Here is a 26,031-nt window from a genome sequence, read left to right as displayed (position 1 = left end):
TCGCCATGTCTATCGATTCGAGGCGTGTCGCGACGCTGGGCTGGCTGCTGGCAGCCCTGTTGCAAGCAGGCTGCAGCTCACTGACAGCGCCTGAACGCAGCGCCGAACAGGCGCGTGTGGACCTTCCTGTACGCTGGCAGGCCGAGTCGGCGTCCGTGGTGGAGGAACAACCCTTCTTCGACAGTCTGGACGACCTGTTCAGACACCCACGGCTGGCCGAATTGCTGCACGAGGCGCAACGCGCCAACCCGGATCTGAATCAGCTGGCGCTGCGACTCAAGGCGTCCGGCTTGCTGCTCAAGCCGGTCGACGCCCGTCGCTATCCAGCCCTCGACCTGGCCTGGAACAAAACCCGCAGCTACCGCGACTACAGCCACAGCCAGGCCTATGAGTTTGGCCTGAACCTCGCTTGGGAACTGGACCTGTGGGGCAAGCTGGCCGATCAGGGCGCGGCGGCGCGAACCGAGGATGCGGCCTTGGCGCAGGACTATGCCGCGGCACGTAACGCCCTGAGCGTGGTCATTCTGCGCACCTGGGTCGAGGCCTGGTCGCTGCAGGCCAGCCTGCGCAACCAACAGCAGCAGCTCGAGGCCCTGGAGCAGATCGAGCGCATCGTGCTGGACAGCTATCGAGGCGGCGGCGTGCCCCTGGAAGACCTCTCCGCTGTGCGCCTGGAGCAGCAGAGCGCGCGCGCCGACCTGATGGCCAGCACTGAGGCCCTGGCGCGCAACCGGCGGAGCTTGCACCTGTTGCTCGGACGGATGCCCAAGGCAACCCAGCTGGTCGACGAGGCACCATTGCCGGAGATACTCATGCCACCCCGCCAACTGCCGGCGCGCGTGTTGGCTCGCCGACCCGACATCCAGGCCGCGTTTCACCGTCTGCAAGCCTTGGACGCCCAGACCCGAGCCAGCTACAAGGCGCTGCTGCCGTCGATCAACCTGTCCGGCAACCTTGGCCGCAGCGCCGCATCGGGTGCCATGAGCACGTTGTTCGGTGGCGCCGGCGACGGCGTCTGGTCCTTGGTCGGCGGCATCACCCAGCCGCTGTTCAACGCAGGCAGCTTGCGCGCCCAGGCCCAGGCCGCAGCGGCGGATGCCGAGGGCGGTTGGTGGGCCTATCGCAAGGTGCTGCTGACGGCCGTGCAGGAGGTCGAGAATGCCCTGGCCCAGGAACAGTCACTCAGCCAGCAGCTGCAGCGCCTGCACGCGGCGCAAACCCAGGCACAGCGGTTGCAGCAACTCTACGAAGACAGATACCGCAGCGGCCTGGTGGACATCCTCGATCTGATCGATGCGCGCCTGAAACTGCTGCAGACCAATGCCCGCCTGATCCAGGCCAAAGCCGCCCGGCTGGACAACAGAGTGCTCCTGGCGCAAGCGCTGGGCTTTGCAGTGGAGAAGCACGATGAGCGTATTTGAACAGCAGCGCGATGCCAGCGCCGCCAACCTCAAGCAGAACCCGGCAGACAGCCCGCCAGGCAAACCTAAGCGGCGCTGCTGGTGCTGCTCGCCGTACTGGTCGCGCTGAACGAGATGGCCGGCGAACAGGCCGCGCTGGCTCTGCAACCGCAGACCCAGCACGCCCGCGCAGTGGTGTCCTACCTGGAAGTAGCCGCCAGCAGCCACGCCGCTCAGGTCAACGTATTGGCCGAGGTCAAGCCACGCTGGCAGTCGACCATCAAGGCCTTTGTGCGCGGTGAGGTGCGCGAGATCGCAGCGACGTTGCGCGAAGGCAACCCCGTGCGCAAAGGCCAGCTGCTGCTCAGCTTGCAGGACAGCGCCTACCGCGCCGCCGTGGCTGAGGCCAACAACCGCCTGCGCCGCGCCGAGGTCGAGCATCTGCAGGCCCAGCGCCAGGCGCAACAGGCGCAGCGCAATTGGCAGCGGGCGGCCCTGGGCGATGCGCCCGACTCGCCCCTGACCCTGCACCAGCCGCAACTGCAGGCCGCGCAGGCCGAACTGCAGGCCGCCCAAGCGGCCCTCAGCGATGCCAAGACGCAACTGGCTTACACCCGAGTGCGCGCGCCCTACGACGGGGTAATTGTCAGCACCTCGGTGAACCCGGGCGATGCGGTCGAGGTCGGCCAGCCCCTGGTCGAGCTGCTCGATAGCCGCCGCCTGGATATCCCGGTGTTGCTCGATGAGCAGCAGTGGCAACTGCTGGCGGCCGATTGGCAAGATCGCCAGGCCGAGGTGCAGAACATCCGCGGCGACCAGCACTGGCCCGCCAGGATGGAACGGCAGGGCGGGCAAGTTGAACGCGACAGCCGCCTGCGTCGCCTGTATCTGAGCGTCGAACAACCTGGTGTGCTATCGGCGACGGCGCAACCACAGGTCGCGCTGCTCCCCGGCGAGTTTGTTCGCGTGCAGCTGCCGGGGCGTCGCTTCGACACGCTGCTGCGGGTACCGCAGAGCGCGCATACCCGCGACGGCTTTGTCTGGTACCTGGACAGGGACGACCGCCTGCGCCGCTACCGGGTGCAGCCACTGTTCGCCGACCAAGAGGCGCCCTACCTTCCACCGCCGGCCACTGACCGGGATGGCAAGCCGCATGGTGCAGCGCAGGTCTGGCGAATCGTCCTGACGCCCCTGGCCAGTTTCGTGCCGGGCACTCAGGTGACGGCCGAGCCCGGTCGCGTGGACGCCGTTGCCGACGTAGGTCTTGCTGCTGGAGCGACTCGCTGATGCACGCCTTGACCAACTGGTTTATCCGCAACCCGGTGGCGGCCAATCTGCTTATGGGCCTGATCCTGGTGGCCGGCCTACTCAGCGTCTCGCAGATGCGCATCGAGGGATTTCCCAAGGTGCCAGCCGACTCGGTGGGCATCTCGGTTTACTACCCCGGAGCCAGCGCCGCCCAGGTCGACGAGGCCGTCGCGCAGAAGTTGGAGAAAGCTCTGGAGGGGCTGCCCGGTGCGCAGCGCATCGTCAGTTTCTCCAGCGACGCCAGCGCCTACGTGCGGGTCAAGAAGGACGGCGGCTACCCGCTGGAGCGCCTGCTGGACGACATCAAGATTCGCGTCGACGCCATTGCCAGTCTGCCGCAGCTGGCCGAGCGGCCGGTCATCAGCCGCGAGGAGTTCAACTTCCCGGCGCTGATCGTCCAGGTCTACGGCGCGGTGGAGGCCGATGTCCTGCAGCGTCTGGGGCGTCGGGTCAAGGCTGAACTGCAGGCGCGCCCGGAAATATCCAAGATCAACCAATGGGGCGAGGAAGTCGCGGAGATCAGCATCGAGCTCGACCCGCTACGGCTCGAGGCCCATGGCCTGAACTATGCCGAGGTGGCGGCCAAGATCAACCAGAGCTCCTTGCTCTACCGCAGCGGGGAGCTGAAGACCGCCGCCGGCACTATCCGCGTGCGCGCCGATGGTAGCCAGCTGCTGCTGCGCGATCTCGCGCGCATCACCGATGGCTTCGTCGAGGCGCAAAGCCAGGTGCGCTACCAAGGCCTGCCGGCCATCGGCCTGGAGATCCAGATTGACGGCAAGGGCAATCTGCTCAAGGTCAGCGAGGCGGCCGAGGCAGTGGTCAGGCAGCTACGCCGCGAGTTGCCCGAAGGGATCAAGGTCGATATCTGGGCCGACCAGAGCGACTACATCACCGATCGCCTGGCACTGCTCAAGAGCAACGCCGTGCAGGGCCTGCTGTTGGTGCTGATCATTCTCTCGTTGTTTCTCAACGTGCGCCTGGCCTTCTGGGTGGCCATGGGTATTCCGGTATCCATTGCCGGCACCCTGTGGCTGATGGGGTGGGATCGCTTCGACTACTCGCTCAACGACATCACCACCTTCGGCATGATCGTGGTGCTGGGGGTGCTGGTGGATGACGCCATCGTGGTCGGCGAAAGCGTGTTCAGCGAGCGCAGTCGCATCGCCGATCCGATCCTCGGCACCCAGAGCGGTGTGCACAAGGTGGCCACCGCCACGGTGTTCGGGGTGCTGACCTCGGTGGCGGCCTTCTACCCGATGCTGCTGATCGACAATCCTCTGGGCAAGGTCCTGGCCAGCTTCTCCGGCGTGGTGATCATTGCTCTGCTGTTCTCCCTGCTGGACAGCAAGTTCATTCTCCCGGCCCACCTGGCGGCCATCGACCTGACGCGTAAGCCTGGTAGCTCGCGACTGGCGCAGAGCTGGGCACGCCTGCAAGCCAGTCTCAACGCCGGCCTGGGTGATTCGCCATGGCTATCGGCCTGCATTGCATCAGGTGTTGCGCCATCGCTATGCCGCGCTGGTCGGCTTTGTCGCTCTGGCCACCCTGGGTATTGGCTTGGCGGTGACCGGCAAGGTGCGCACCAGTTTCTTTCCCGAGGTGCCCGGTAGCCTGATCAGTGTCAAGTTGGAGATGGACGTGCAGAGCCCCTTCGCCCTGACCCAGGCCCACGCGGCACGGCTGGAGCGCATGGCCGAGGAGGTCAACCGCGAAGCCATGGCCGCGGAGCAGCTGCAGCGCCCACCCATCGAGAAAGTGATGACGGCGATCAACAGCGCCCAGCAAGTGGAGATCTACGCTGAGCTGACTCCCGAGCGCCAGCGCAGCCTGGGCGCGGAGGAACTGGTGCGCCGCTGGCGCGACAAGGTCGGCGCGCTGGAGGGGGTGACGCTGCTGGAGTTCTCCGGCTCCGAGGAAACCGGCGGCGGCTTCGCCTTGACCCTGCAAGCTAGCGACGAGGTTGTGCTCAAGACCGCTGTCGAGCAGATCAGCGCCGCCTTGCGCGGGCTGGCCGGGGTGGTCGATGTGCGCGATGACCTCAAGGGCGCGCAGCCCGAGATCTATCTACGTCTCAAGCCTGAGGCCGGGCGCCTGGGCATCACCTTAGAACAGTTGGCTGCCGAGGTGGCCCACCGCTATGGCGGCCTGGAGGTGCAGCGCGGCGGCGACGAACTCAAGGTGCAGCTACGTAACCCGAAGTCGGCGCGCGACTCCCTCGACGATTTGCTGCAAGCCCGCATCATGACCCCGCAGGGACAATGGCTGCCGCTGGCGGCGGTGGCCGAGGTGCAATCGCATTACGTCAGCGCATCGATCTGGCGGCGCAACGGCGAGCGTGCGGCGATGATCCGCGCCCGCCTCGACAAAAATACCGTCAGTGCCCGTGAGTTGATGGTGGCGCTGCGCGCAGGAGTGTTCAAGGACTTGCACCAACGCTATCCAGGGCTGGAAATCAAAGCCGCTGGCGAGTTGGAAGAGGAAGGTGCCCTGCAGGGTGGGCTGCAACACGCTTTGCTGCTGGCCCTGCTGCTTATCTACGCCCTGCTGGCCGTGCCGCTGAAGAGCTATAGCCAGCCGTTCATAATCATGTCGGTGATTCCCTTTGGCATCGCCGGCGCCATCGCCGGTCACCTGATCGCCGACATCCCGCTGAGCGTGCTGTCGTTCTTCGGCATGCTGGCGCTGACCGGCATTGTTGTGAACGACAGCCTGGTGCTGCTGACCACTTACAACCAACTGGTGGAGGACGGTATGGCTCGCGATCAAGCCCTAGTCGAGGCAGGTGCCAGCCGCTTTCGGGCGATCTTTTTGACCACAGTGACCACCCTTGCCGGGATGATGCCGCTGCTGCTGGAAACCTCGGAACAGGCGCAATACCTGATCCCGGCGGCGGTCTCGCTGGTCTATGGCGAGTTGTTTGCGACCCTGATAACACTGTTTGCGGTGCCCTTGTTGACCCTGTTATTTGCGGATCTAGTGAGCTGTCTGCAAAATTCGTTAATCCAATGCCGGGCCAGTATACTGCGCGCTCTATCGTCATGAATTGAGCTCCCATATGGCCCGGCCAGCAGCCCCATTCTTCTTGAGTCCCAGTGATGCCGACATGCTGCAAGGCTGGTTACGCATGGGATCGCCGCCTCAGAGCATCGGCCAGCGGGCCAGAATTCTGTTGCTGCTGGCCAACGGTCTCACGCCCAAGGAGATCAGCGAGCAGCTGCAAGTCTCTGCGCCAGTGGTCTTCAAATGGCGTAAACGCTACCAGGAGACCGGTCTGGAGGGGCTGAGTGACCTGCGGCGCAGTGGAGCGCCTCGCAAGCTCAACGAAGCGAAGATCAAGGAAATCCTGACGCTGACGACCCAGCGAGTCCCGCGCGAAGCTACCCACTGGAGCCTACGGTTGATGGCCAAGTACGCTGGGGTCAGCATCTGGCAGGTCGCACAGGTGTGGGCTGCTGCCGACCTCAAGCCGCACCGGTTGAAAACCTTCAAGATCAGTAACGACCCGCACTTTGCAGACAAAGTGGTCGATGTCGTCGGGCTCTATTTGAATCCGCCCGACAACGCCCTGGTGCTATCTGTTGACGAAAAAACACAGATCCAGGCGCTGGACCGCACACAGCCCATGCTGCCGCTCAAGCCCGGGCAGATTGAGCGGCGGACGCATGACTATAAGCGCCACGGTACGGCCAGTCTGTACGCAGCCTTTGACATCCTGACGGGTAAGGTCATCGGCCGTATCACCCAGCGGCACAGGGCCAAGGAGTTTTTGGAGTTCCTTCGACAGATCGACCGCAGCACCCCCGCCGAGCTGGACCTGCATGTAATTCTGGACAACAGCTCGACTCACAAGACCGCTGCCGTCAGGGAATGGCTGGAGAAGCATCCCCGTTTCAAGCTGCACTTCACACCGACCAGCGCCTCGTGGCTGAACGCCGTGGAGGGCTGGTTTGCGCAACTGGAAAGACGGGCGCTTTATCGTGATGCCTTCAGCAGCGTGGCTGACCTGAGAGCGGCGATACGTCGCTTCATTGAGGCTCATAACGAACATTCGGCTAAGCCGTTCCGCTGGAGCAAAACGGCTGAGTCGATTATCAGCTCCGTGCATCGAGCAAAGCTGGCTGTAATTCGGAATGAGTTATTGGATTAACCAGACAGGCCACTAGGGCGGCTGTGGTGTGTTGTGCGAGGTAAGCATCAAGAACTACCAAAGCCGGAAGTTGGAAGCGGCTTGAATTGAGGCATCTGTATACGGCAAGTGAGCCGGGTGATGGTTGGCGGCGAGATCCACGAACGGGTTAAGACTAAGTACGCGAGGGATTTACTGCTAAACGACAGGGCGCTGAACGCCCTAGAGGAAGCGCGGCAGATGAAGACAGACAACGCGGTCTATGTCTTCCCGCCGGCAGACGGTAGGAGTGAATACATCAAATCCGAGAGCACACCTAAGGATGGTCTGAAAAAGACTTCCTGATTTTGGCAAAATATCCGCACTCCACCCGCCGAGTTTTCCGATGAAGCAGATGACCTTCGCCGACGCCGAGTACGCCGGCAAGCGCAAGCAGACCCGCAAAGAATTGTTCCTGATCGAGATGGATCGGGTAGTGCCATGGAAAGGGTTGATCGCTTTGATCGAGCCGCATTATCCAAAGGGTGAAGGCGGCCGACCGTCCTATCCGCTGATGGCGATGCTGCGAGTGCATCTGATGCAAAACTGGTTCGGTTACAGCGATCCGGCGATGGAAGAGGCGCTGTACGAGACCACCATCCTACGCCAGTTTGCCGGGCTGACTCTGGAGCGCATTCCTGACGAAACCACCATCCTCAACTTCCGCCGCTTGCTGGAAAAACACGAACTGGCTGCCGGCATCCTGGCCGTGATCAATGGCTACCTGGGTGACCGTGGTTTGTCGCTGCGCCAAGGCACCATCGTCGATGCCACGCTGATCAACGCGCCGAGTTCAACCAAGAACAAGAACGGTAAGCGTGACCCTGAGATGCACTCAACCAAGAAAGGCAATCAGTATTACTTCGGCATGAAGGCGCACATCGGGGTGGATGACGAGTCTGGCTTGGTGCACAGCGTGGTGGGTACTGCCGCCAACGTGGCGGATGTCACCCAGGTCGATAAGCTGCTGCACGGCGAGGAAAACATGGTGGGGGCCGATGCCGGATATACCGGTGTCGAGAAGCGCCCCGAGCATGAGGGCCGTCAAGTGATCTGGCAGGTTGCAGCACGGCGTAGCACTTACAAGAAACTCGGTAAGCGCAGCGCGCTGTACAAAGCCAAGCGCAAAATCGAGAAGGCCAAGGCCCAAGTGCGAGCCAAGGTCGAGCATCCGTTTCGGGTGATCAAGCGTCAGTTCGGTTATGTGAAGACGCGCTTCCGTGGCCTGGTCAAAAACACGGCGCAACTGGTGACTTTATTCGCGCTGTCAAATCTGTGGATGGCGCGCCGACATTTACTGACGAATGCAGGAGAGGTGCGCCCGTAATGCTGGAAATGGCTGCCGCGAGGTGCTCGCGGCGGCTAAAAACACAGAAATGAGCCGGTAATCTGATCGTTTTTGATCGATTTATCACTTTCGAAATCAGCAGAGGCTGACGTCAGCCAGAAATGCATGGCTACTTCAGAGGACCCCTAATGGCTTGGCTGTTGTTCGCGGAGCGCTTTGGCAAACCGCAGGACGAGCCCCGCTCGCCCTAGCGCTTAATGGTCTTCAGCAAATCGTCCGGGGAGATATAGCCCACCGCGCCGCCCTTGCTCTGGGCGCTGCCCGGTTGCGGCTGATGCAGGATATGGCCCTTCATCTTGCCGATGATATGCATCTCGCAGGGCTTGCAGTCGAACTTCAGGGTCAGCACTTCGTCCTGATGAATCAGCTGCATATCCGAGACCTTAGTGCGCACGCCGGTGACGCCCTTGGCCTGCTTGGGACAGAGGTTGAAGGAGAAGCGCAGACAGTGCTTGGTGATCATCACCGGCACATCACCCGCCTCTTCGTGGGCCTCGTAGGCGGCGTCGATCAGTTGCACACCGTAACGTTTGTAGAAGGTGCGGGCCTTGTCGTTGTAGACGTTAGCGAGGAAGGTCAGGTGCGACTCCGGGTACACCGGCGGCGGCACGCTGACCGGTTTGCGCCCGCCACGCGGGTGAGCGGCGACGCGGGCCTGGGTCAGGGCTTCGATGGCTTCGCGACGCAGGGCCTTGAGCTGCGAGCCGGGGATAAAGGGCACAACCTCGCAATCGATCTGCGCGCCGCTGCTGTAGTAGATGGTGGTACCCAGCTTGCTCAGGCCATCGGCCAGTTGCTCGCGGGCTTGCTCGGCATCCTTGGCGGCGGCGAACGGGCCATTCAGGCTGACACGGGCGCTGATGCCCTCCTCACTGGTGACGCTCACATTCAACTGATCGCCCTGCACGGCCAGCTGCCAGCTAACCGCAATGCGGCGCTCGGATGAGGTCTTGAGCAGGGCCTGTTGCCAGTTGTGGTCGAGGTTGCGGTTGAGCGGCGGCTGCGGGCGCACGCGGTGCATGGCCTCGGGCATCTCATTGGGCTCGACGCGGTAGCGGTAGCGCTTCTCGCCGTCTTCTTCAAATTCGCCTTTCAGCTCGCAGATGTTGCTGCGAAAACCCAAAACTTCGCGCTTGATCAGCACGTTGAGGCCATCGCCGTTGGACAGCGGCGTGTCGGTCACGGCGATCAGGTCGCGTTTATTCACTTTTTCGATGTAACCCACCGCCAAACCGGTAAAGGTCGGCGAGTCGAACGCGCCGATGTCCACCTTGCGGTCGGTGACGAAGTAATCGGTGCTGCCGCGGTGGAAGGTCTTGTCGGTGTCCGGGGTGAAGAAGTGCTCGGTACGGCCGCTGGACGCGCGGGCCAGGTGCGGGCGCTGTTCGAGAATCGCATCCAGCTCGCGGCGGTAATGCGCGGTGATGTTCTTCACGTAGCTCATGTCCTTGTAGCGCCCTTCGATCTTGAACGAGCGCACGCCAGCATCGACCAGATGAACCAGGTTGTCGGTCTGGTTGTTGTCCTTCATCGACAGCAGGTGCTTATCAAACGCCACCACGCGACCCTGATCGTCTTTCAGGGTGTACGGCAGGCGGCATGCCTGCGAACAATCGCCACGGTTGGCGCTGCGCCCGGTCTGCGCGTGGGAAATATTGCACTGCCCGGAGAAGGCCACACAGAGCGCGCCGTGGATAAAGAACTCGACCGCCGAATCGACGTTGCGGCAGATATTGTTGATCTCTTGCAGATTCAGCTCGCGGGCCAGCACCAGCTGGGAGAAGCCGGCGTTGTCGAGGAAACGGGCTTTTTCCAGGGTGCGGATGTCGCACTGGGTGCTGGCGTGGATCTCGATGGGCGGCAGGTCCATTTCCATCACGCCCATGTCCTGCACGATCAGCGCATCGATGCCCGCCTCATAGAGCTGCCAGATCATCTGCCGCGCCGGCTCCAGCTCATCCTCATGCAGGATGGTGTTGAGGGTGACAAACACCCGCGCATGGAACAGGTGGGCAAACTGCACCAGCTCGGCAATATCGGCCACGCTGTTGCTGGCGTTGTGCCGCGCCCCAAAGCCTGGGCCGCCGATATACACGGCATCGGCGCCGTGCAGGATGGCTTCCTTGGCAATCGCGGTATCGCGCGCCGGGCTTAACAGTTCGAGGTGGTGCTTGGGCAGGGACATGGTCTGGGTATCGGGCAGTCAATCAGGCCGAGCATTTTACTCGGAATAGCCGATTTGTCTGTGCCCGCTTGGCAGCCGCCCAATAACTGTATGGGCATACAGATGAAGCCTGGGTAGAATTGGCCGATCAAATTCAGTCGAGAATGACGCGGTGGACTTACAACAGGGCTTTCTGCTGACCCGACACTGGCGTGATACGCCGGCCGGCACGCAGGTGGAGTTCTGGTTGGCCACCGACCACGGCCCGCGCCTGCTGCGTCTGCCACTGCAAACCTCGGTGGCATTTATTCCGGCTGGGCAACGCGAGCAGGCGCAGGCGCTGCTGGCGGGCGAACGCGGTGTCGAGCTGCGGCCGCTGAGCCTCAAGGACTTTCACCAGCGCCCGGTACTCGGCCTGTATTGCCAGCAGCACCGCACCTTGATGGATCTCGACAAACAGCTGCGTCGCACCGGCCTGGATGTATACGAGGCCGACGTGCGACCGCCCGAACGCTACCTGATGGAGCGCTTTATCACCGCCCCCGTGCAGTTCACCGGCACGCCCGATGTGGCCAATCCGGCCCTGCTACTGGAGGCGCAGATCAAACCCTGTGAGGATTACCGCCCGACGCTCAAGCTGGCCTCGCTGGACATCGAAACCAACGCCTTTGGTGAGCTGTATTCCATCGCCATTGAAGGCTGCGGCCAGCGCAACGTGTATATGCTCGGCCGTACGCCGGAACAGCCGCCAGCGGTGGATTTTCAGCTGGAGTACTGCGCCAGCCGTGGCGAGCTGCTCGAATGCCTGAACCAGTGGATGGCTGAACATGATCCTGATGCTCTTATCGGCTGGAACCTGGTGCAGTTCGACTTGCGTGTGCTGCACGAACACGCGCGCAACCTGGCCATCCCCCTGCGTTTGGGCCGCGATGGCAGCGAGATGCAGTGGCGCGAGCACGGCAGCGGTAACGGCCACTTCTTTGCCGACGCGGCCGGCCGCTTGATCATCGACGGTATCGAGGCGCTGCGCTCGGCAACCTGGAGCTTCCCCTCGTTCAGCCTGGAAAACGTCGCGCAAAGCCTGCTCGGCGAAGGCAAGGATATCTCCACGCCCTACCAGCGCATGGACGAAATCGACCGCATGTTCCGCGAGGACAAACCGGCCCTGGCGCGCTACAACCTGCGCGACTGCGAGCTGGTCACGCGGATCTTCGGCAAGACCGCGATCCTCGACTTCCTGCTGGAACGCGCCACGGTCACCGGGTTACCCGCCGACCGCAACGGCGGCTCGGTGGCTGCCTTCGAGCACCTGTATATGCCGCTGATGCACCGCCGTGGCTTTGTCGCGCCGAACCTGGGCGACAACCCGCCGCAAGACAGCCCAGGCGGTTTTGTTATGGAATCGCAGCCGGGGCTGTATGAGTCTGTGCTGGTGCTGGATTACAAGAGCCTGTATCCGTCGATTATCCGCAGCTTTCTGATCGACCCGGTGGGGCTGATCGAAGGCCTGCGTCAACCGGACGACGCGCATTCGGTGCCAGGCTTTCGCGGGGCGCGTTTCTCCCGTACTCAGCACTGCCTGCCAGCGATTGTCGAGCGAGTGTGGCAGGGCCGTGAGGCAGCCAAGCGCGAGCACAACGCACCGCTGTCGCAAGCGCTGAAGATCATCATGAACGCTTTCTACGGCGTGCTCGGTTCCAGCGGTTGCCGCTTCTTCGACACGCGCCTGGCCTCCTCCATCACCCTGCGCGGCCACGAGATCATGGCCCGCACCCGCGCGCTGATCGAGGCCGAGGGTTATGCGGTGATCTACGGCGATACCGACTCCACCTTTGTCTGGCTTAAACGCCCGCACGGCGAAGAGGAGGCGGGGCAGATCGGTCGCAGCCTGGTGGCCAAGGTTAATGCCTGGTGGCGCGATCACTTGCGTGATGAGTACGGCCTGGAAAGCGCGTTGGAGCTGCAGTTCGAAACCCACTACAGGCGCTTTCTGATGCCGACCATCCGAGGTACCGAGGAAGGCAGCAAGAAGCGCTATGCCGGCCTGGTCAGCCAGACTGACGGCAGCCACAAGATGATCTACAAGGGCCTGGAAACCGTGCGCAGCGACTGGTCGCCGCTGGCCCAGCAGTTTCAGCGCGAGCTGTATGAGCGCATCTTCCTCGGCCAACCCTATCAGGACTATGTGCGTGATTACGTCAGCCGCACCCTGAATGGCGAACTGGACGAGCTGCTGGTTTACCGCAAGCGCCTGCGCCGCCTGCTCACCGATTACGAACGCAACGTGCCGCCCCATGTACGCGCCGCGCGCCTGGCCGATGAGTTCAACGCCGCCCAAGGCCGCCCGCTGCAATACCAGCGCGGCGGCTGGATCAGCTATGTGATCACCAGCGCTGGCCCACAACCGCTGGAAGCACGCAGCGCCGTCATCGACTACGACCACTACCTGAGCCGCCAACTACAACCGGTTGCCGATGCCATCCTGCCCTTTGTCGAGGATGACTTCGCCACGCTGATCGGCGGGCAGTTGGGGTTGTTTTGAACGCTCTTGTAGGGTGGATGGCGCTTTACCCATCCACCATTCACGGCCTAACTGGTGGATAAAAAGAGCGTCATCCCCCCTACATGCTGCCAGCATCCATTAATCAATCGTCAGGACGACACCCATGCTGCACACCCTTGCCGTCGCCAACTACCGCTCAATCAATAATCTGGTGCTGCCATTGGGCCGGCTCAATCTGGTCACCGGAGCCAATGGCAGCGGCAAATCCAACCTCTATCGCGCCCTGCGCCTGCTCGCGGAAACCGCGCAGGGCGGCGTGGTCAATGCCCTGGCCCGTGAGGGCGGGCTGGACTCCACCTTCTGGGCCGGGCCGGAAACCCTCAGCCGGCGCATGCTCAGCGGCGAGGTGCCGGTGCAGGGAGGCCCGCGCAAGGAGGTCAGGCGCCTGCGCCTGGGTTTTGCCGGTGATGATTTCAGCTATGCCATTTCCCTCGGGCTGCCGGAGCCAAGCCTGTCCGCCTTCGCGTTGGATCCCGAGATCAAACGTGAGTGCATCTGGGCGGGGGCAAGCTATCGCCCTGCCTCATTGCTGGTGGATCGCGCCGGGCCGATGGTGCGTATACGTGAAGGGCGCAACTGGCAGGTGATGGCCCAGCATCTGCCGAGTTTCGACAGCCTGTTCGATCAAATCGGCAAGGATTCCGCCTGCCCGGAAGTGTTTCAGCTGCGCGAACATATCCGCCGCTGGCGCTTCTACGATCACTTTCGCAGCGATACCGAAGCGCCCGCGCGCCAGCCGCAACTGGGCACCCGCACGCCGGTTTTGCACCACGACGGCCGTGACTTGGCGGCAGCATTGCAGACCATTCGTGAAATCGGCGATGCCGCTGCGCTGGATGCAGCCATCAGCGACGCCTTCCCCAGCGCACGTTTGCGTATCGACGTTCAACAAGGCGGGCGCTTTGCCGTGGAGTTACGCCAGGAGGGCTTGCTAAGACCGTTGTCGGCCAGCGAATTGTCGGACGGCACCCTGCGCTACCTGCTGCTGGTCGCCGCCCTACTCACGCCAAGGCCACCCTCATTGATGGTGCTGAACGAACCGGAAACCAGCCTGCACCCGGATCTGCTGCCCGCCCTCGGCCGGCTGATTATCGCCGCCTCGCAACATACCCAGGTGTGGGTGGTGTCCCACGCCAGTCGGTTGATCGCCACCCTGGAGCAGCACCCCGAGTGCAACGCCATCGTCCTGGAAAAACAGCTGGGACAAACCGTGATCCAGGGCCAGGGCATGCTCGATGAACCAGCCTGGAAGTGGCCGAGTTAACCCTTGGCGGCCAGGGCCGTTCGAGGGGTGGAAAACGCTTCACCCATCCACCCGCTGCGATCCGATGGTGGATGATAAAAGCGTCATCCACCCTACGCTTCTAAGCCTCGCGCGCCACGGCCATCGGTATGGCTTTGGGTTTACGAAACACCAGCACGTTACCCAGCATCACCAGCAGCAGGCCGAATAGCGCCGGCGCGGTCCACTGGTAGCCCTCGGCAAACACCGAGATATTCAGCGCGACCACCGGGAACAGCACGGTGCAGTAAGCCGCGCGCTCCGGCCCCATGCGCCCGACCAGCGTCAGGTAGGCGGTAAAGCCGATCACCGAACCGGGAATCGCCAGATACAGCAAGGTGCCGATATAACGGGTGTTCCACTCGAAGCCGAACGGCGTGCCACTGACCAGACAGATCGCCACCAGCATCAGCGCGCCATACAGCATGCCCCAGGCGTTGGTGGTCAGCGGTTTGAGCCCGGCCTTCTGCTGCAGACTGGAGAGCATATTGCCGGCGGAGAAGCACAGGGTACCGAGCAATGCCAAGCCGATGCCCAGCAGGGTTTCATGGCTGGCTTCCTGCCCGGCCAGTTCCGGCCAGAACAACAGCGCCAGGCCGCCAAGGCCCAGCGCGCCCCCGGCCAGCACATTGGCGGCGATCTGCTGCTTGAAGAACAACCGCGCATTGAGCGCATTCCACAACGTGGCAGTGGAGAAAATCACCGCCACCAGGCCGCTGGGGATCCACTGGCTGGCGGTGTAGAAGCACATAAAGTTCAGGCAGAACAGACACAGCCCCTGCACCAGGCAGATCAGCTGACCGCGCGTGTCGAGTTTCTGCAGGCGGCCGCTCAGCAGCAGGATGGCAAACAGCACTGCCGCGGCCAGGGCAAAGCGATAGGCAATGGAGGCGGCAATTGCCACCTCACCCAATTGCAGTTTGAGGGCGATCCAGGTGGTGCCCCAGATCAGTACGGTAAGCAGATAGAGCGACAGATTCATCAACAGACTCCCAGTAGATGGTTGAGAGTCTGCGCCTGATCAGCCCTGGCGCTCTTGCATAAACTTGCGCTTTTTAGGGTCTACCATCTTTAGCGGCCACACTGCTGGCCGTCGCTGCGCAACGCTAAAAAAGCCGATACCAGTTGAGTGCCATAAGCGGGGCAGGTTGGCGTTGAGCGCAGCGAAGCCCAACAGAAATCGGCACACACCGTTGGGCTTCTGCGCTGCGCGCCTCAACCCAACCTACCTGTCAACTTCCTTTGAATGCCTAGGCAAACCAATGGAAATCAACGCCGCCAGCAGAACAAAAGTCGAGGACACCCACAGGCAAGCTTGCAAGCCATAGGCCTGATAGACCCAACCCGACAGCAGCGTACCGATCAGCCGGCCGAGGGCGTTAGACATGTAATAGAAGCCGACATCCAGCGACACGCCGTCTGCCTTGGCGTAGCTGACAATCAGGTAGCTGTGCAGCGAGGAGTTCACCGCAAACAGCGCTCCAAATACCATCAGCCCACCGAGCAAGACCCACTGCGCCGGCAAATCACTGTTCAGACCCAGGGCAATTGCGGCGGGCAACCCGGCCAGCACGGCAGCCCAGGCGAATGCCGCGCGGCCATCCGGCAACTGACCGCTGGCTTTGCCAGTGATGGCTGGGGCGAAGGACTGCACCATGCCATAGCCAATCACCCAGGCAGCGAGAAAGCCGCCGACCATCCAGAAATCCCAGCCAAATACGCTGGACAGATACACCGGCAGCGCCACAACAAACCACACATCGCGCGCGCAGAATAAGAACAAGCGTGCGGCCGAGAGAATATTGATCACCCGGCTCTTGGATAGCATGTCGCGAAACTTCGGCTTGGCTTTCGCCTTGCCCAAGTCCTTCTTCAGCAGCAACAGGCTAGCCAGCCAGATCAGCGCCAACACTGCTGCCATGGCCAGCACTGCGCCGGCGAAACCGAGCAGCGCCAGCAGTGCGCCGCCCATAAAAAAGCCCACGCCCTTTAGCGCATTCTTCGAGCCGGTAAGGATCGCCACCCAGTTGTACAAGATGCCCTGCTGGCTGTCCGGCACCAGCAGCTTGATCGAACTCTTGGCGCTCATCTTGTTGAGGTCTTTGGCGATACCGGACAAGGCCTGCGCACCCATCACCCAGGGGATGGTCAACCAGGCAGCCGGCACGGTAAGCATCAGCAAAGCTGCCACCTGCAGGCCCAGGCCGATATTCATGGTGCGATTAAGCCCCAACCGCGCGCCCAGATAACCGCCGACCAGATTAGTGACCACGCCGAAAATCTCATAGAACAGAAACAGCGCGGCGATCTGCAGCGGCGTGTAACCCAGGCTATGAAAATGCAGCACCACCAACATGCGCAGCGCGCCGTCGGTCAGGGTGAAAGCCCAGTAGTTGCCGGTGACCAGCAGGTATTGGCGCACTTCGGGGCCTAGGCGGGATAAGGCGTGCATGTGCTGATCTCCTGATCAGACCGTAGGGTGGATGGTGCTTTACCCATCCACCAGATAACCAAGGTGGATGAAAAAGGCGTCATCCACCCTACGGATCAATCGGCTGCACCCACCATCCGCGCCAATTCCACCGCGCGGTTGGCGTAGCCCCATTCGTTGTCGTACCAGGCGTAGAGCTTCACCTGGGTGCCACCCACCACCATGGTCGACAGTGCATCGATGATCGAGGAGCGTGGATCGGTGCGGTAGTCGATGGATACCAGCGGACGTACCTCATAACCCAGGATGCCCGCCAGCGGGCCATCGGCGGCGGCCTTGAGCAAGGCGTTGACCTCCTCCACCGTGGTGGCGCGTGCCACCTCAAATACGCAATCGGTCAGCGAGGCGTTGGCCAGCGGTACGCGCACGGCGTGACCATTCAACTTGCCGCGCAGCTCAGGGAAGATTTCCGCGATCGCCGTGGCCGAACCGGTGCTGGTGGGGATAAGGCTCATGCCCGAGGCGCGAGCGCGGCGCAGATCCTTGTGCGGCGTATCGAGGATGCTCTGGGTATTGGTCAGATCGTGGATGGTGGTGATCGAACCGTGGCGAATGCCGAGGTTTTCGTGGATCACCTTGACCACCGGGGCCAGGCAGTTAGTGGTGCAGGACGCCGCCGTAACGATGCGATGCTGCGCCGAGTCGAACAGCTGCTGATTAACGCCCATGACGATATTCAGCGCACCGACTTCCTTAACTGGCGCGCAGACCACCACGCGTCTCACGCCTTGGTCGAGATAGGCCTGCAGCACCGCGACGGTTTTCATCTTGCCGCTGGCCTCGATCACCAGATCACAGCCGCTCCAGTCGGTGTCGGCGATGGCCTTGTTGGCCGTGACCTGAATGCGCTTGCCGTCGATCAGGATGCACTCGCCCTCACTGCTGGCCTCGCGCTGCCAGCGGCCATGCACCGAGTCGAAATTCAGAAGATGGGCGTGGGTTGCGGCGTCGCCTGCTGGGTCGTTGATCTGCACAAACTCGAACTCCGGCCAGCCCCAGGCGGCGCGCAGCGCCAGACGACCGATACGACCAAAACCGTTGATACCTACCTTGATAGCCATAAACGAATTCCCTCTACAAAGTGATTAGGCGCTACGCGGCGCAAACATAATGATCGCCATGCCGAGCATGGCCACAGCAGCGCCCAGCAAATCCCAATGGGTCGGGCGGATGCCATCCACCAGCCACAGCCAGATAATTGCCATGGCCACATACACCCCACCATAAGCGGCATATACACGCCCGGCAGCGGTTGGATGTAGGGTCAGCAGCCAAGCGAACAGCGCCAGCGAGGCGGCGGCCGGCACCAGTAACCAGATGCTCTTACCCTGCTTGAGCCACAGGTACGGCAGGTAACAGCCGATGATTTCGGCCAGCGCCGTCAGAGCAAACAGGCCCAGGGTGTTGAGCAGGCTCACCTCAGTTGCCGAACTGGGCGAGCCAGCCCGCATGGGCCGGATGCTGAATGGCTTTCGGCCGCAGCGCCTGCACCAGGCTAACGGCCTCGCTGCGCTCAATACCCAGCTCGACCAGGATGCGTGCAGCAATCAGCCCGGTGCGCCCGGAACCGCCTTTGCAGTGGATGGCGATGGCCTTGTTGGCCGCCAGCAGCTCAGTAATCTGCGCCATGACCACCGGCCAGGCGGCGTCGAAATCCGCTTGCGGTACCTGCTCATCGGCCACTGGCAAGTACAGCCAAAGCAGATCTTGCGCAGCGCATAGCGCGGGCAAATCACTGGCGGCGTTTTGCGCCAGCTCGGCGTATGGCATCAGGGTCAGTACCGCATCGGCGCCAGCCTGTTTCAGGGTGTTCAAGGCGCTGTCGATGCTGCTGTCCTTGGTGCCCGGGCAAGGCGTGAAGATCAACCGGCCGGGGCGATTTGGAATACTGAGAGCATCAAAGGGATGGGACATGCTGATTGATCCTAAAAATTAAATGGAAGCCTGATTGACCCGTTTTGACAGCTGCTCGGCGGACTCCTTGCGCTCGGAGTAGCGGTCCACTAGGTAGTCCGTTTGGCCGCGCAGCAACAGGGTGAACTTGACCAGCTCCTCCATCACGTCCACCACCCGGTCGTAATAGGCCGAAGGTTTCATCCGCCCGGCCTCGTCGAATTCGAGAAAAGCCTTGGCCACCGAGGACTGGTTGGGGATGGTGAACATGCGCATCCAGCGCCCCAGCACGCGCATCTGGTTCAGCGCATTAAAGGATTGCGAGCCATCGCTGACCTGCATCAGCGCCAGGGTCTTGCCCTGGGTCGGGCGCACCGCGCCCATGCTCAGGGGAATCCAGTCGATCTGCGATTTGAACACCCCGGTCATCGCGCCATGGCGCTCCGGCGAGCACCAGACCATGCCCTCGCTCCACAGCACCAGCTCACGCAGTTCCTGCACTTTGGGGTGATCTTCGGGGGCGTCGTCCGGCAGCGGCAGGCCGCTGGGGTTGAAGATCCGCGGTTCGGCGCCGAACTGCTCAAGCAGACGCGCGGCTTCTTCAGTCAGCAGGCGGCTATAGGAGCGCGCGCGGTTGGAGCCGTACAGCAGCAGAATGCGCGGCTTATGGGTGACGGTGGGCTGAACCAGCGTGTCCGCCGTGGGAATGTCCAGCAGCTCAGGGTCGATATTCGGCAGCTCGGGGGTCATGGTCTTGCTCCAGAAAACAATGGCTCAGCCGCACAACGAGGCGCGATCAGGACGGTCACGCATGCTGTGCAGACGCAGGCGGTCTTCGGCCAGTTGCGGGTCGGCAGCCTCAAGTACCTGCGTCAGAATCTGCCCGACCCAAGCGGGTAAGTGCGGATGCAGGCGGTAGTAAACCCACTGCCCGGCGCGGCGGTCCTGGAGCAGGCCACCGCTGCGCAGCTGGGCTAAATGGCGGGAGATCTTCGGCTGGCTCTCCTCAAGGGCGGCGGTCAGCTCACAGACGCACAGCTCACCTTCCTGAGCAATCAGCTGGGTCATGCGTGCGCGGGTGTCATCGGCCAGGCACTTGAACAGGGTCACCGGGGCGAGCATCTGCAGCGGCGCCTGGGCCTTGCTCTTGACCAGCACGAACATCTTGATGCGCTCGTGGATCTGCTGCAGGCAGTGCTTGTAGGCATTCTGCTGCTGACTGCTGGCCGGGTCCTCGAAATCCCAGGCGATGTATTCGCCGGCCCCGGGCAAGGTGCTGCACTCGAAGGCGGACTTGTCGCACAGGGTGATCACGTAATCGAACTGCTGGCCATCGAAGTTCTCCAGCGCCTTGCTGTGCAGGCCCTCCGTGCTGACGCCTAGCTGCTCCAGGGCCTGGCGCGCACGGGGATCGACCTCACCCGGCAAAGTGCCGGCGCTAAAAACCTCATAGCCTTCGGGGTCGGTATGGCGTAGCAGCGCTTCAGCCATTTGCGAGCGGGCAGCATTGGCCACACAGAGAAACAGCACGCGAATCTTTTGACTCATGGGGTGATGCCCGACAAATACGATTTGGCGAATATATTGTTAACCGCATATATTGTAAACCGTATATTTACCCCGACTCAGGCCGATCCAGATCAATACCCCGCGCAGCACAGCTGACTCGACTCGCGGCACATCCAAAGAATTGCGCATGACCACCTCACTCGAATCCGCAGCCCACCCAGTCGCCTCGCCGCTCGGCCTGTTCGAGCGCTACCTGACGCTCTGGGTGTTTCTCTGCATCCTCGGCGGCACCCTGCTCGGCCTGTTTGCGCCGACAGCGGCGCAGGCGGTGGGCGCGCTGGAAGTTGCTCAGGTGAATATCCCGGTAGGGCTGCTGATCTGGGTGATGATCATTCCCATGCTGATGAAGATCGACTTCAGCGCCATCGGCGAGTTCTATCAACAGCGCGCCGGCCTGGGCGTGACGCTAAGCATCAACTGGCTGATCAAACCGTTCACCATGGCGTTTATGGCCTGGCTGTTTCTACGCCATGTGTTCGCCGCTTGGCTGCCAGCCGAACAGCTCGACAGCTACGTGGCCGGGCTGATTCTGCTTGGCGCCGCGCCCTGCACCGCGATGGTGTTCGCCTTCGCCCCTATCGTTGCCCTGCTGCTGGGGGTTTCGTCGATTCCGGTGCCGTGGGACACCCTGTTGCTGTCGGTGGTGATGTATATCGTCATCCCCCTGGCGATCGCCCAATTTATCCGCGCGCGCCTGCTGCGCCATGGTGATGCGGCGTTGCAGGCGGTGCTTACGCGAATCGGCCCATTCTCCATCCTTGCCCTGCTGGCCACTCTGGTGCTGCTGTTCTCCTTCCAGGGCCAGACCATCGTTGCCCAGCCGTTGATCATCGCCATGCTGGCGGTGCCGATTCTGCTGCAGACGCTGTTTATCGCCGCGCTGGGTTACTGGATGTGCCGCCAGCTCAAGGTGCGCCATGACATCGCCGGGCCGGCGGCAATGATCGGCGCGTCGAACTTCTTCGAGCTGGCGGTGGCGGTGGCCATCGCGCTCTACGGCTTCAACTCCGGCGCGGCACTGGCCACGGTGGTCGGCGTGCTGATCGAAGTACCGGTGATGCTCTGGTTGGTGCGCAGAATCAATGCCAGCAAGGAGTGGTACGAACGCACGCAGGGCTAAAAGCGCAAATCCGACGGTTAATAGCCATTCACTCGCAAGCCAGCAGATAACCTTACCGAGCGGTATAAGTGGCGAGTCGACAGCCTATGCCCGGCAGGCTAGCGTCAATACAGGGTGTCGCTGACGCATGCGCACCCGCCACACTGCCTGAGCCACCCGGCCTAGCCGGTCGCTGTAACCTGAGGTACGCCGCATGTTTTCTCACCTTGGCAACGCGCTTGCGTTTGTATTCTGGTGTTTTCTCAGCTCGACGCTGCATGCCGACGCCAAGTGGGAATCACTGGACTTTATCACCGAGGAGTTCCCGCCCTACAACTACACCGAAAGCGGCATCGCCCGTGGCATTACCGTGGACATTCTGCTGGAGGCGGCCGCCAGCGCCGGCCTGCCCATCGAGCGCCGGGATATTCGCTCGCTGCCTTGGGCCCGCGGTTACCAGATGGCGCGCAAGGGCCCCGGCGTACTGCTGTTCTCCATGACCCGCACCGATGAGCGCGGCCCGCAGTTCAAATGGGTCGGGCCGATCGTGCCCAGCCGCATCGTGCTATTGGCGCGCAAGGATCGCCAGATACAGATCAAGCAACCGGCAGATCTCAGCACGCAGCGTATCGGGGTGATTCGCGATGATGTCGGCCATCACCTGCTTAACAGCCTTGGCATCAGCGACAACCAGCTGCAGATCTCTGCCAGCGCGATTCAGCTGGCCAACCTGCTGCATAACAGCCGCATCGACCTGTGGGCCTATGATGAAACCACCGCCTACTGGTTTATCCGCAATCTGGACATGCACAGCCACGACTTCACCCCAGTGCACGTGCTCAAGGAAAGCGCCATGTATTACGCCTTCAGCCTCGATACCGACGCGGTGCAGCTCACCCGCCTGCAGAACAGCCTGAATGCGCTCAAGCTGCAGCCGCGCTACCTGGAAATCCTCGACAACTATAAATAGCCCCAACTTGCATAATCTTGCGCTTTTCTGCCTGCGGGGGCTGGCACGTGGGCATGTCCGGCGTAGCATGGGGCGCCGGAGGATTTATGTCGCAACTTGAGCACCTACAGGTTTTCCAGAGCATGCACAGCTCGCCCAACACCCGCCTGCACCGTAGTGCCGAACTGGGTGACGGGCTGGCGGCTGCCGTATGGAGCAACCGCCATGATGCCCGCGACTACGAAGCCCCAGCCACCACACGCTGTCCTGCTACCTGGCCGGCGGCACCGGCACCTTCCGTCGCGAGAGCCCGCACAGCAAAGGTGCACCGGACAAGCTGTGCATCCTGCCGGCCGGCCATCAGTCGGAGTGGGTGATCAACGGTGAAATCCAGCTGGCCCACCTGTACATCAGCCAGGAGCAATTCGCCCTGGCGGCCGTGAATCTGCTGGACCGTGAACCACGGGAACTGGAACTGCGCGAAGGCACCTTTCTCGATGACCCACAGCAGGCCCAGCGTTTTCGCCAGCTCAGCCAGCTGGATTGGCAGGAGCCGGCCGAGCGCCTGCTCAGTAGCAGCCTGGCCCACGGCCTGATCAACCACACGTTGCTGTCCCAGGTGGGCCGCCGCGAAGGCCTGCGTCTGACCGGCGGCCTGGGCCCCAGCCAGCGCCGCCGAGTGCGTGATTTTATCCAGGCCAACCTCAGTGAGCCGCTGAGCCTGGGGCAACTGGCCAGTTTGTGTGCGCTCTCCGAATACCACTTCGCGTGGATGTTCCAGCTCAGCTTCGGCCTGCCGCCACACCGCTATGTGCTAGCGCAGCGCCTGCGCCATGGCCAGCAGCTGCTGCAACACAGCACGCTGGCACTGGCTGAAGTGGCCATGGCCTGCGGCTTTGCCAGCACCAGCCACTTCAACAACCGTTTCCGCCAGGCCTTCAGCGCCACGCCGGGGCAATACCGCGCCGTTCTGCAACGCCCCTGACCCCACGCCAAGCAGCATCAACCCGCCGCATACCCGTCTATCAAACAGCGCAACTTGAGTCCCCTAAGCCTGAAAACAGCCTGCTAATCCCTCGCAGGCTGTGCAAGAATCATCGGCTGCCTTCGAGAAAGCTGCCCATGCCACGCTTCATCCAATCGCCCGCCCGGTGCCACTGATGGCCCTCGACATCCTGCATCTGCGCCAGGAAGACTGGCGCGCGGAATTCGGCGTGGGCGATCTGCAGCGCGGCCAAGGCTATGCCGCACAGGGTCGCAGCCGTTTGCTCAGCCTCAAGGACAACACCCTGCTGGCCAGCTGCCGTGGCTCCGGTGCGCAAACCTATCAACAGCGCATCACCCTGCACCCTTACGGCCAGGGCTGGGGCGTGACCGGCCATTGCAGTTGCCCGGTGGGCTTCAATTGCAAACACGTGGCCAGCGCCCTGCTCACGCTGCAAACCCAGCAGGAACAGGGCGTCGACCTTTCGCCGCTGATAGTCAGCACCCCGCAGGCCCGCGAAGAGTGCCTGGAAAACCTGCAGCCCAGCCCGGTACTGAGCCTCGGCAGCCTGGTGCGCGTGCACTTCGATGCGCGCAAGGGCCGCATGCAGGAACAGACACAGCACCGCGCCGCACTGGCCTTCGATTACCAGGGCCACCTGGCATCTGGTAAGCAAGGCAAGGACCTGCTGATTAAGCAGAACGCCCAGCACAGCCTGCGCATCGTGCGTGACCTCAGCGCTGAAACCCAACTGCGCAAGCGCCTGGAGCAGACCGGCCTACAAGTGGCGTTACGCCAGAGCGAGGCCCTGCCGGAAAGCGCCGGTGAAGCTTACGAACACCCCAGTGAGACCGCCTGGCTGCTGTTTGTCCGCGAGCAATTGCCGCTGTTGCGTGAAGAGGGTTGGCAGATCCGCATGCAACCGGACTTCCAGTTCAACCTGACGCCGGTAGATGACTGGTACGCCGAAGTTGAGGAAGACCCCGAGCAGAACTGGTTCGACCTGGAGCTGGGTATCGAGGTCGAAGGCCAGCGCATCAGCCTGTTGCCGATTCTGCTGCAAGCCATCCGCCGCGCACCCTGGCTGCTCAATGGCGAAGCGCTGAACAAGCGCGATGACGATGAGGTGCTGCTGGTCAGCCTGCCGCACAACCACAAGCGCGTTGCCCTGCCGCTGGCGCGACTGAAACCGCTGCTGGCGACCCTGGGCGAGCTGTTTGTGCGCGAGCCGGGCGAGTCCAGCCAGCGCCTGCGCCTGTCGCGCCTGGATGCCGCGCGGCTGAATCACCTGCAAGAAGGCCCGGCAATCAGCTGGCAAGGCGGCGGCCCGCTGCGCGACTTCGCCGAACGCCTGCAGCGGCTGGACAGCGCCACCTTGCAAGCGCCCGCCGGCTTGCAAGCGAAGCTGCGGCCCTATCAGCTGCAAGGTCTGGCCTGGATGCAGGGCCTGGCTGAACTGGAGGTCGGCGGCCTGCTGGCCGATGACATGGGCCTGGGCAAAACCCTGCAGACCCTCGGCCATATCCTCTGCGAGTTCAACGCCGGACGTTTGCAGCAGCCGGCACTGATCGTCATGCCCACCAGCCTGATTCCCAACTGGCAGGATGAAGCCGCGCGCTTCACCCCGCAGCTCAAGGTGCTGGCGCTGCACGGGCCGAAGCGCCGCGCGCTGTTCAAGCAGATCGACGAGCACCAGATCATCCTCACCACCTACGCCCTGCTGCCGCGCGACCTCAAGGCATTGAGCGCCTACCGCTATCGCCTGCTGATTCTCGATGAAGCGCAGAACATCAAGAACCCACGCAGCAAAGCCGCCGTCGCTGCCGGGCAACTGCAGGCCGGGCAACGCCTGTGCCTGACCGGCACGCCGCTGGAAAATCACCTGGGCGAGCTGTGGTCACTGTTCAACTTCCTCATGCCCGGCTGGCTCGGTGACAGCAAAAGCTTTACTCGCGACTACCGCACGCCGATTGAAAAGAACGCCAATCAGCAGCGTCTGACCCACCTGACCGGGCGGATCAAGCCGTTTATCCTGCGCCGCACCAAGGAGCAGGTGGCCAGCGAGCTGCCGCCGAAAACCGAAATCACCCACTGGGTCGAACTCAGCGCAGCGCAGCGCGACCGTTACGAAACCCTGCGCCTGGCCATGGACCAGAAAGTTCGCGCGGAAATCGCCCGTCAGGGTCTGGCGCGCAGCCAGATCGTGATTCTCGAAGCGCTATTGCGCCTGCGCCAGGCCTGCTGCGACCTGCGCCTGCTCGGTGAGGAAGGTGACAGCAACCTGACCAGCGCGGACTCCGGCAAGCTCAGCGGCCTGCTGGAGATGCTCGAAGAGTTATTTGCCGAAGGTCGGCGAGTGCTGCTGTTCTCGCAGTTCACCTCGATGCTGGCGTTGATCGAAGCCGAATTGAAGACGCGCAATATTCCTTATGCCAAGCTCACCGGTAGCACCCAGGATCGCCGCACCCCGGTGCAGCAGTTCCAGGCTGGCGAACTGCCGATCTTCCTGATCAGCCTGAAAACCGGTGGCGCAGGCCTGAACCTGACCGCCGCCGATACGGTGATCCACTTCGACCCCTGGTGGAACCCGGCCGCCGAAGCCCAGGCCAGCGACCGCGCCTACCGCATCGGCCAGGACAAGCCGGTGTTCGTCTACAAACTGATCGCCCGTGGCAGCGTGGAAGAGAAGATCCAGCAGCTGCAACAGGCCAAAGCCAACCTGGCCCGCGGCGTGCTGGAAGGCGGCAGCCAAACCCAGCTGCAGCTCAGCGAAGACGATCTGCAGGCGCTGTTTGCGCCGTTAAGCGATTGA

At 62.5% G+C, this 26,031-nt stretch carries 21 protein-coding genes and 1 pseudogene; 14 read left to right on the top strand and 8 right to left on the bottom strand.

Going from position 1 to position 26,031, the window contains the following annotated elements; translation table 11 throughout:
* The first annotated feature begins 5 nt into the window (after window positions 1-5).
* The 8 genes from BLW24_RS12170 (at window position 6) to BLW24_RS12140 (ending at window position 8,203) form a co-directional block, all read left to right on the top strand.
* The gene (locus tag BLW24_RS12170) at window positions 6-1,421 is read left to right on the top strand and encodes an efflux transporter outer membrane subunit (protein ID WP_167360361.1); all 1,416 of its coding nucleotides are present in this window, start codon (window positions 6-8) and stop codon (window positions 1,419-1,421) included.
* Window positions 1,408-1,530, top strand: a complete 123-nt coding sequence (locus tag BLW24_RS26810; RefSeq protein WP_276326438.1) for a hypothetical protein — start codon at window positions 1,408-1,410, stop codon at window positions 1,528-1,530. The genes BLW24_RS12170 and BLW24_RS26810 overlap by 14 nt, the downstream gene beginning before the upstream one ends.
* Window positions 1,503-2,687, top strand: coding sequence for an efflux RND transporter periplasmic adaptor subunit (locus BLW24_RS12165; RefSeq protein ID WP_090380938.1), 1,185 nt, complete (start codon window positions 1,503-1,505; stop codon window positions 2,685-2,687). Before BLW24_RS26810 ends, BLW24_RS12165 begins: the two co-directional genes overlap by 28 nt.
* Complete coding sequence (locus BLW24_RS26805) at window positions 2,687-4,321, top strand: efflux RND transporter permease subunit (RefSeq protein WP_090380933.1); 1,635 nt, start codon at window positions 2,687-2,689, stop codon at window positions 4,319-4,321. Before BLW24_RS12165 ends, BLW24_RS26805 begins: the two co-directional genes overlap by 1 nt.
* Window positions 4,206-5,753 carry an efflux RND transporter permease subunit gene (locus BLW24_RS26800; protein WP_167360360.1) on the top strand — a complete coding sequence of 516 codons (1,548 nt, stop codon included), beginning with the start codon at window positions 4,206-4,208 and terminating at the stop codon, window positions 5,751-5,753. The genes BLW24_RS26805 and BLW24_RS26800 overlap by 116 nt, the downstream gene beginning before the upstream one ends.
* A gap of 13 nt (window positions 5,754-5,766) precedes the next feature.
* A complete protein-coding gene (locus BLW24_RS12150; protein ID WP_090380925.1) occupies window positions 5,767-6,858 on the top strand; it encodes an IS630 family transposase in 1,092 nt (363 codons plus the stop codon).
* Window positions 6,859-6,978: 120 nt separating this feature from the next.
* Window positions 6,979-7,182 (top strand): hypothetical protein, encoded by a 204-nt coding sequence (locus tag BLW24_RS25935; protein WP_090380918.1) that lies wholly within the window; start codon window positions 6,979-6,981, stop codon window positions 7,180-7,182.
* Between the two features lie 40 nt (window positions 7,183-7,222).
* Window positions 7,223-8,203, top strand: coding sequence for an IS5 family transposase (locus BLW24_RS12140; protein ID WP_090375326.1), 981 nt, complete (start codon window positions 7,223-7,225; stop codon window positions 8,201-8,203).
* Between the two features lie 208 nt (window positions 8,204-8,411).
* Here the strand turns inward: BLW24_RS12140 and BLW24_RS12135 are convergent, their stop codons facing one another.
* A complete protein-coding gene (locus BLW24_RS12135; RefSeq protein ID WP_090380912.1) occupies window positions 8,412-10,409 on the bottom strand; it encodes a peptidase U32 family protein in 1,998 nt (665 codons plus the stop codon).
* A gap of 151 nt (window positions 10,410-10,560) precedes the next feature.
* Here BLW24_RS12135 and BLW24_RS12130 point away from each other — a divergent pair, with 151 nt between their 5' ends.
* Together BLW24_RS12130 and BLW24_RS12125 are read left to right on the top strand one after the other, a co-directional pair.
* Window positions 10,561-12,930, top strand: coding sequence for a DNA polymerase II (locus tag BLW24_RS12130; RefSeq protein ID WP_090380909.1), 2,370 nt, complete (start codon window positions 10,561-10,563; stop codon window positions 12,928-12,930).
* 124 nt (window positions 12,931-13,054) lie between these two features.
* On the top strand, window positions 13,055-14,215 hold the full coding sequence (locus BLW24_RS12125) for an AAA family ATPase (protein WP_090380908.1): 1,161 nt from the start codon (window positions 13,055-13,057) through the stop codon (window positions 14,213-14,215).
* A gap of 100 nt (window positions 14,216-14,315) precedes the next feature.
* On the opposite strand, the gene BLW24_RS12120 is transcribed toward BLW24_RS12125, so the two are convergent.
* From BLW24_RS12120 to BLW24_RS12090, 7 genes are all read right to left on the bottom strand, one after another.
* Window positions 14,316-15,215, bottom strand: a complete 900-nt coding sequence (locus BLW24_RS12120; RefSeq protein WP_090380907.1) for a DMT family transporter — start codon at window positions 15,213-15,215, stop codon at window positions 14,316-14,318.
* 243 nt (window positions 15,216-15,458) lie between these two features.
* Window positions 15,459-16,685 carry an organoarsenical effux MFS transporter ArsJ gene (gene arsJ, locus BLW24_RS12115; RefSeq protein ID WP_090380906.1) on the bottom strand — a complete coding sequence of 409 codons (1,227 nt, stop codon included), beginning with the start codon at window positions 16,683-16,685 and terminating at the stop codon, window positions 15,459-15,461.
* Window positions 16,686-16,780: 95 nt separating this feature from the next.
* The gene (locus BLW24_RS12110; RefSeq protein ID WP_090380905.1) at window positions 16,781-17,785 is read right to left on the bottom strand and encodes an ArsJ-associated glyceraldehyde-3-phosphate dehydrogenase; all 1,005 of its coding nucleotides are present in this window, start codon (window positions 17,783-17,785) and stop codon (window positions 16,781-16,783) included.
* Between the two features lie 24 nt (window positions 17,786-17,809).
* Window positions 17,810-18,175 (bottom strand): YnfA family protein, encoded by a 366-nt coding sequence (locus BLW24_RS12105; protein WP_430736416.1) that lies wholly within the window; start codon window positions 18,173-18,175, stop codon window positions 17,810-17,812.
* Complete coding sequence (locus BLW24_RS12100) at window positions 18,144-18,638, bottom strand: phosphatase domain-containing putative toxin (protein ID WP_090380904.1); 495 nt, start codon at window positions 18,636-18,638, stop codon at window positions 18,144-18,146. Before BLW24_RS12100 ends, BLW24_RS12105 begins: the two co-directional genes overlap by 32 nt.
* Before the next feature lie 18 nt (window positions 18,639-18,656).
* The gene (arsH, locus tag BLW24_RS12095; protein ID WP_090380903.1) at window positions 18,657-19,367 is read right to left on the bottom strand and encodes an arsenical resistance protein ArsH; all 711 of its coding nucleotides are present in this window, start codon (window positions 19,365-19,367) and stop codon (window positions 18,657-18,659) included.
* A 24-nt stretch (window positions 19,368-19,391) separates the two neighbouring features.
* Window positions 19,392-20,165 (bottom strand): metalloregulator ArsR/SmtB family transcription factor, encoded by a 774-nt coding sequence (locus tag BLW24_RS12090; RefSeq protein WP_090380886.1) that lies wholly within the window; start codon window positions 20,163-20,165, stop codon window positions 19,392-19,394.
* 148 nt (window positions 20,166-20,313) lie between these two features.
* Between BLW24_RS12090 and BLW24_RS12085 the strand changes: the two genes are divergently transcribed.
* From BLW24_RS12085 to BLW24_RS12070, 4 genes and pseudogenes are all read left to right on the top strand, one after another.
* The gene (locus BLW24_RS12085; RefSeq protein ID WP_090380884.1) at window positions 20,314-21,306 is read left to right on the top strand and encodes an arsenic resistance protein; all 993 of its coding nucleotides are present in this window, start codon (window positions 20,314-20,316) and stop codon (window positions 21,304-21,306) included.
* 193 nt (window positions 21,307-21,499) lie between these two features.
* Window positions 21,500-22,255, top strand: a complete 756-nt coding sequence (locus BLW24_RS12080; protein WP_090380882.1) for a substrate-binding periplasmic protein — start codon at window positions 21,500-21,502, stop codon at window positions 22,253-22,255.
* Window positions 22,256-22,341: 86 nt separating this feature from the next.
* A pseudogene (locus BLW24_RS12075) lies at window positions 22,342-23,219 on the top strand (helix-turn-helix domain-containing protein).
* A gap of 175 nt (window positions 23,220-23,394) precedes the next feature.
* Window positions 23,395-26,031 carry a DEAD/DEAH box helicase gene (locus tag BLW24_RS12070; RefSeq protein WP_090387717.1) on the top strand — a complete coding sequence of 879 codons (2,637 nt, stop codon included), beginning with the start codon at window positions 23,395-23,397 and terminating at the stop codon, window positions 26,029-26,031.

This window comes from Pseudomonas anguilliseptica, from assembly GCF_900105355.1.
In the GTDB taxonomy this organism is placed as follows: domain Bacteria; phylum Pseudomonadota; class Gammaproteobacteria; order Pseudomonadales; family Pseudomonadaceae; genus Aquipseudomonas; species Aquipseudomonas anguilliseptica.
This window is presented reverse-complemented; position numbering and strand designations above follow the sequence as displayed.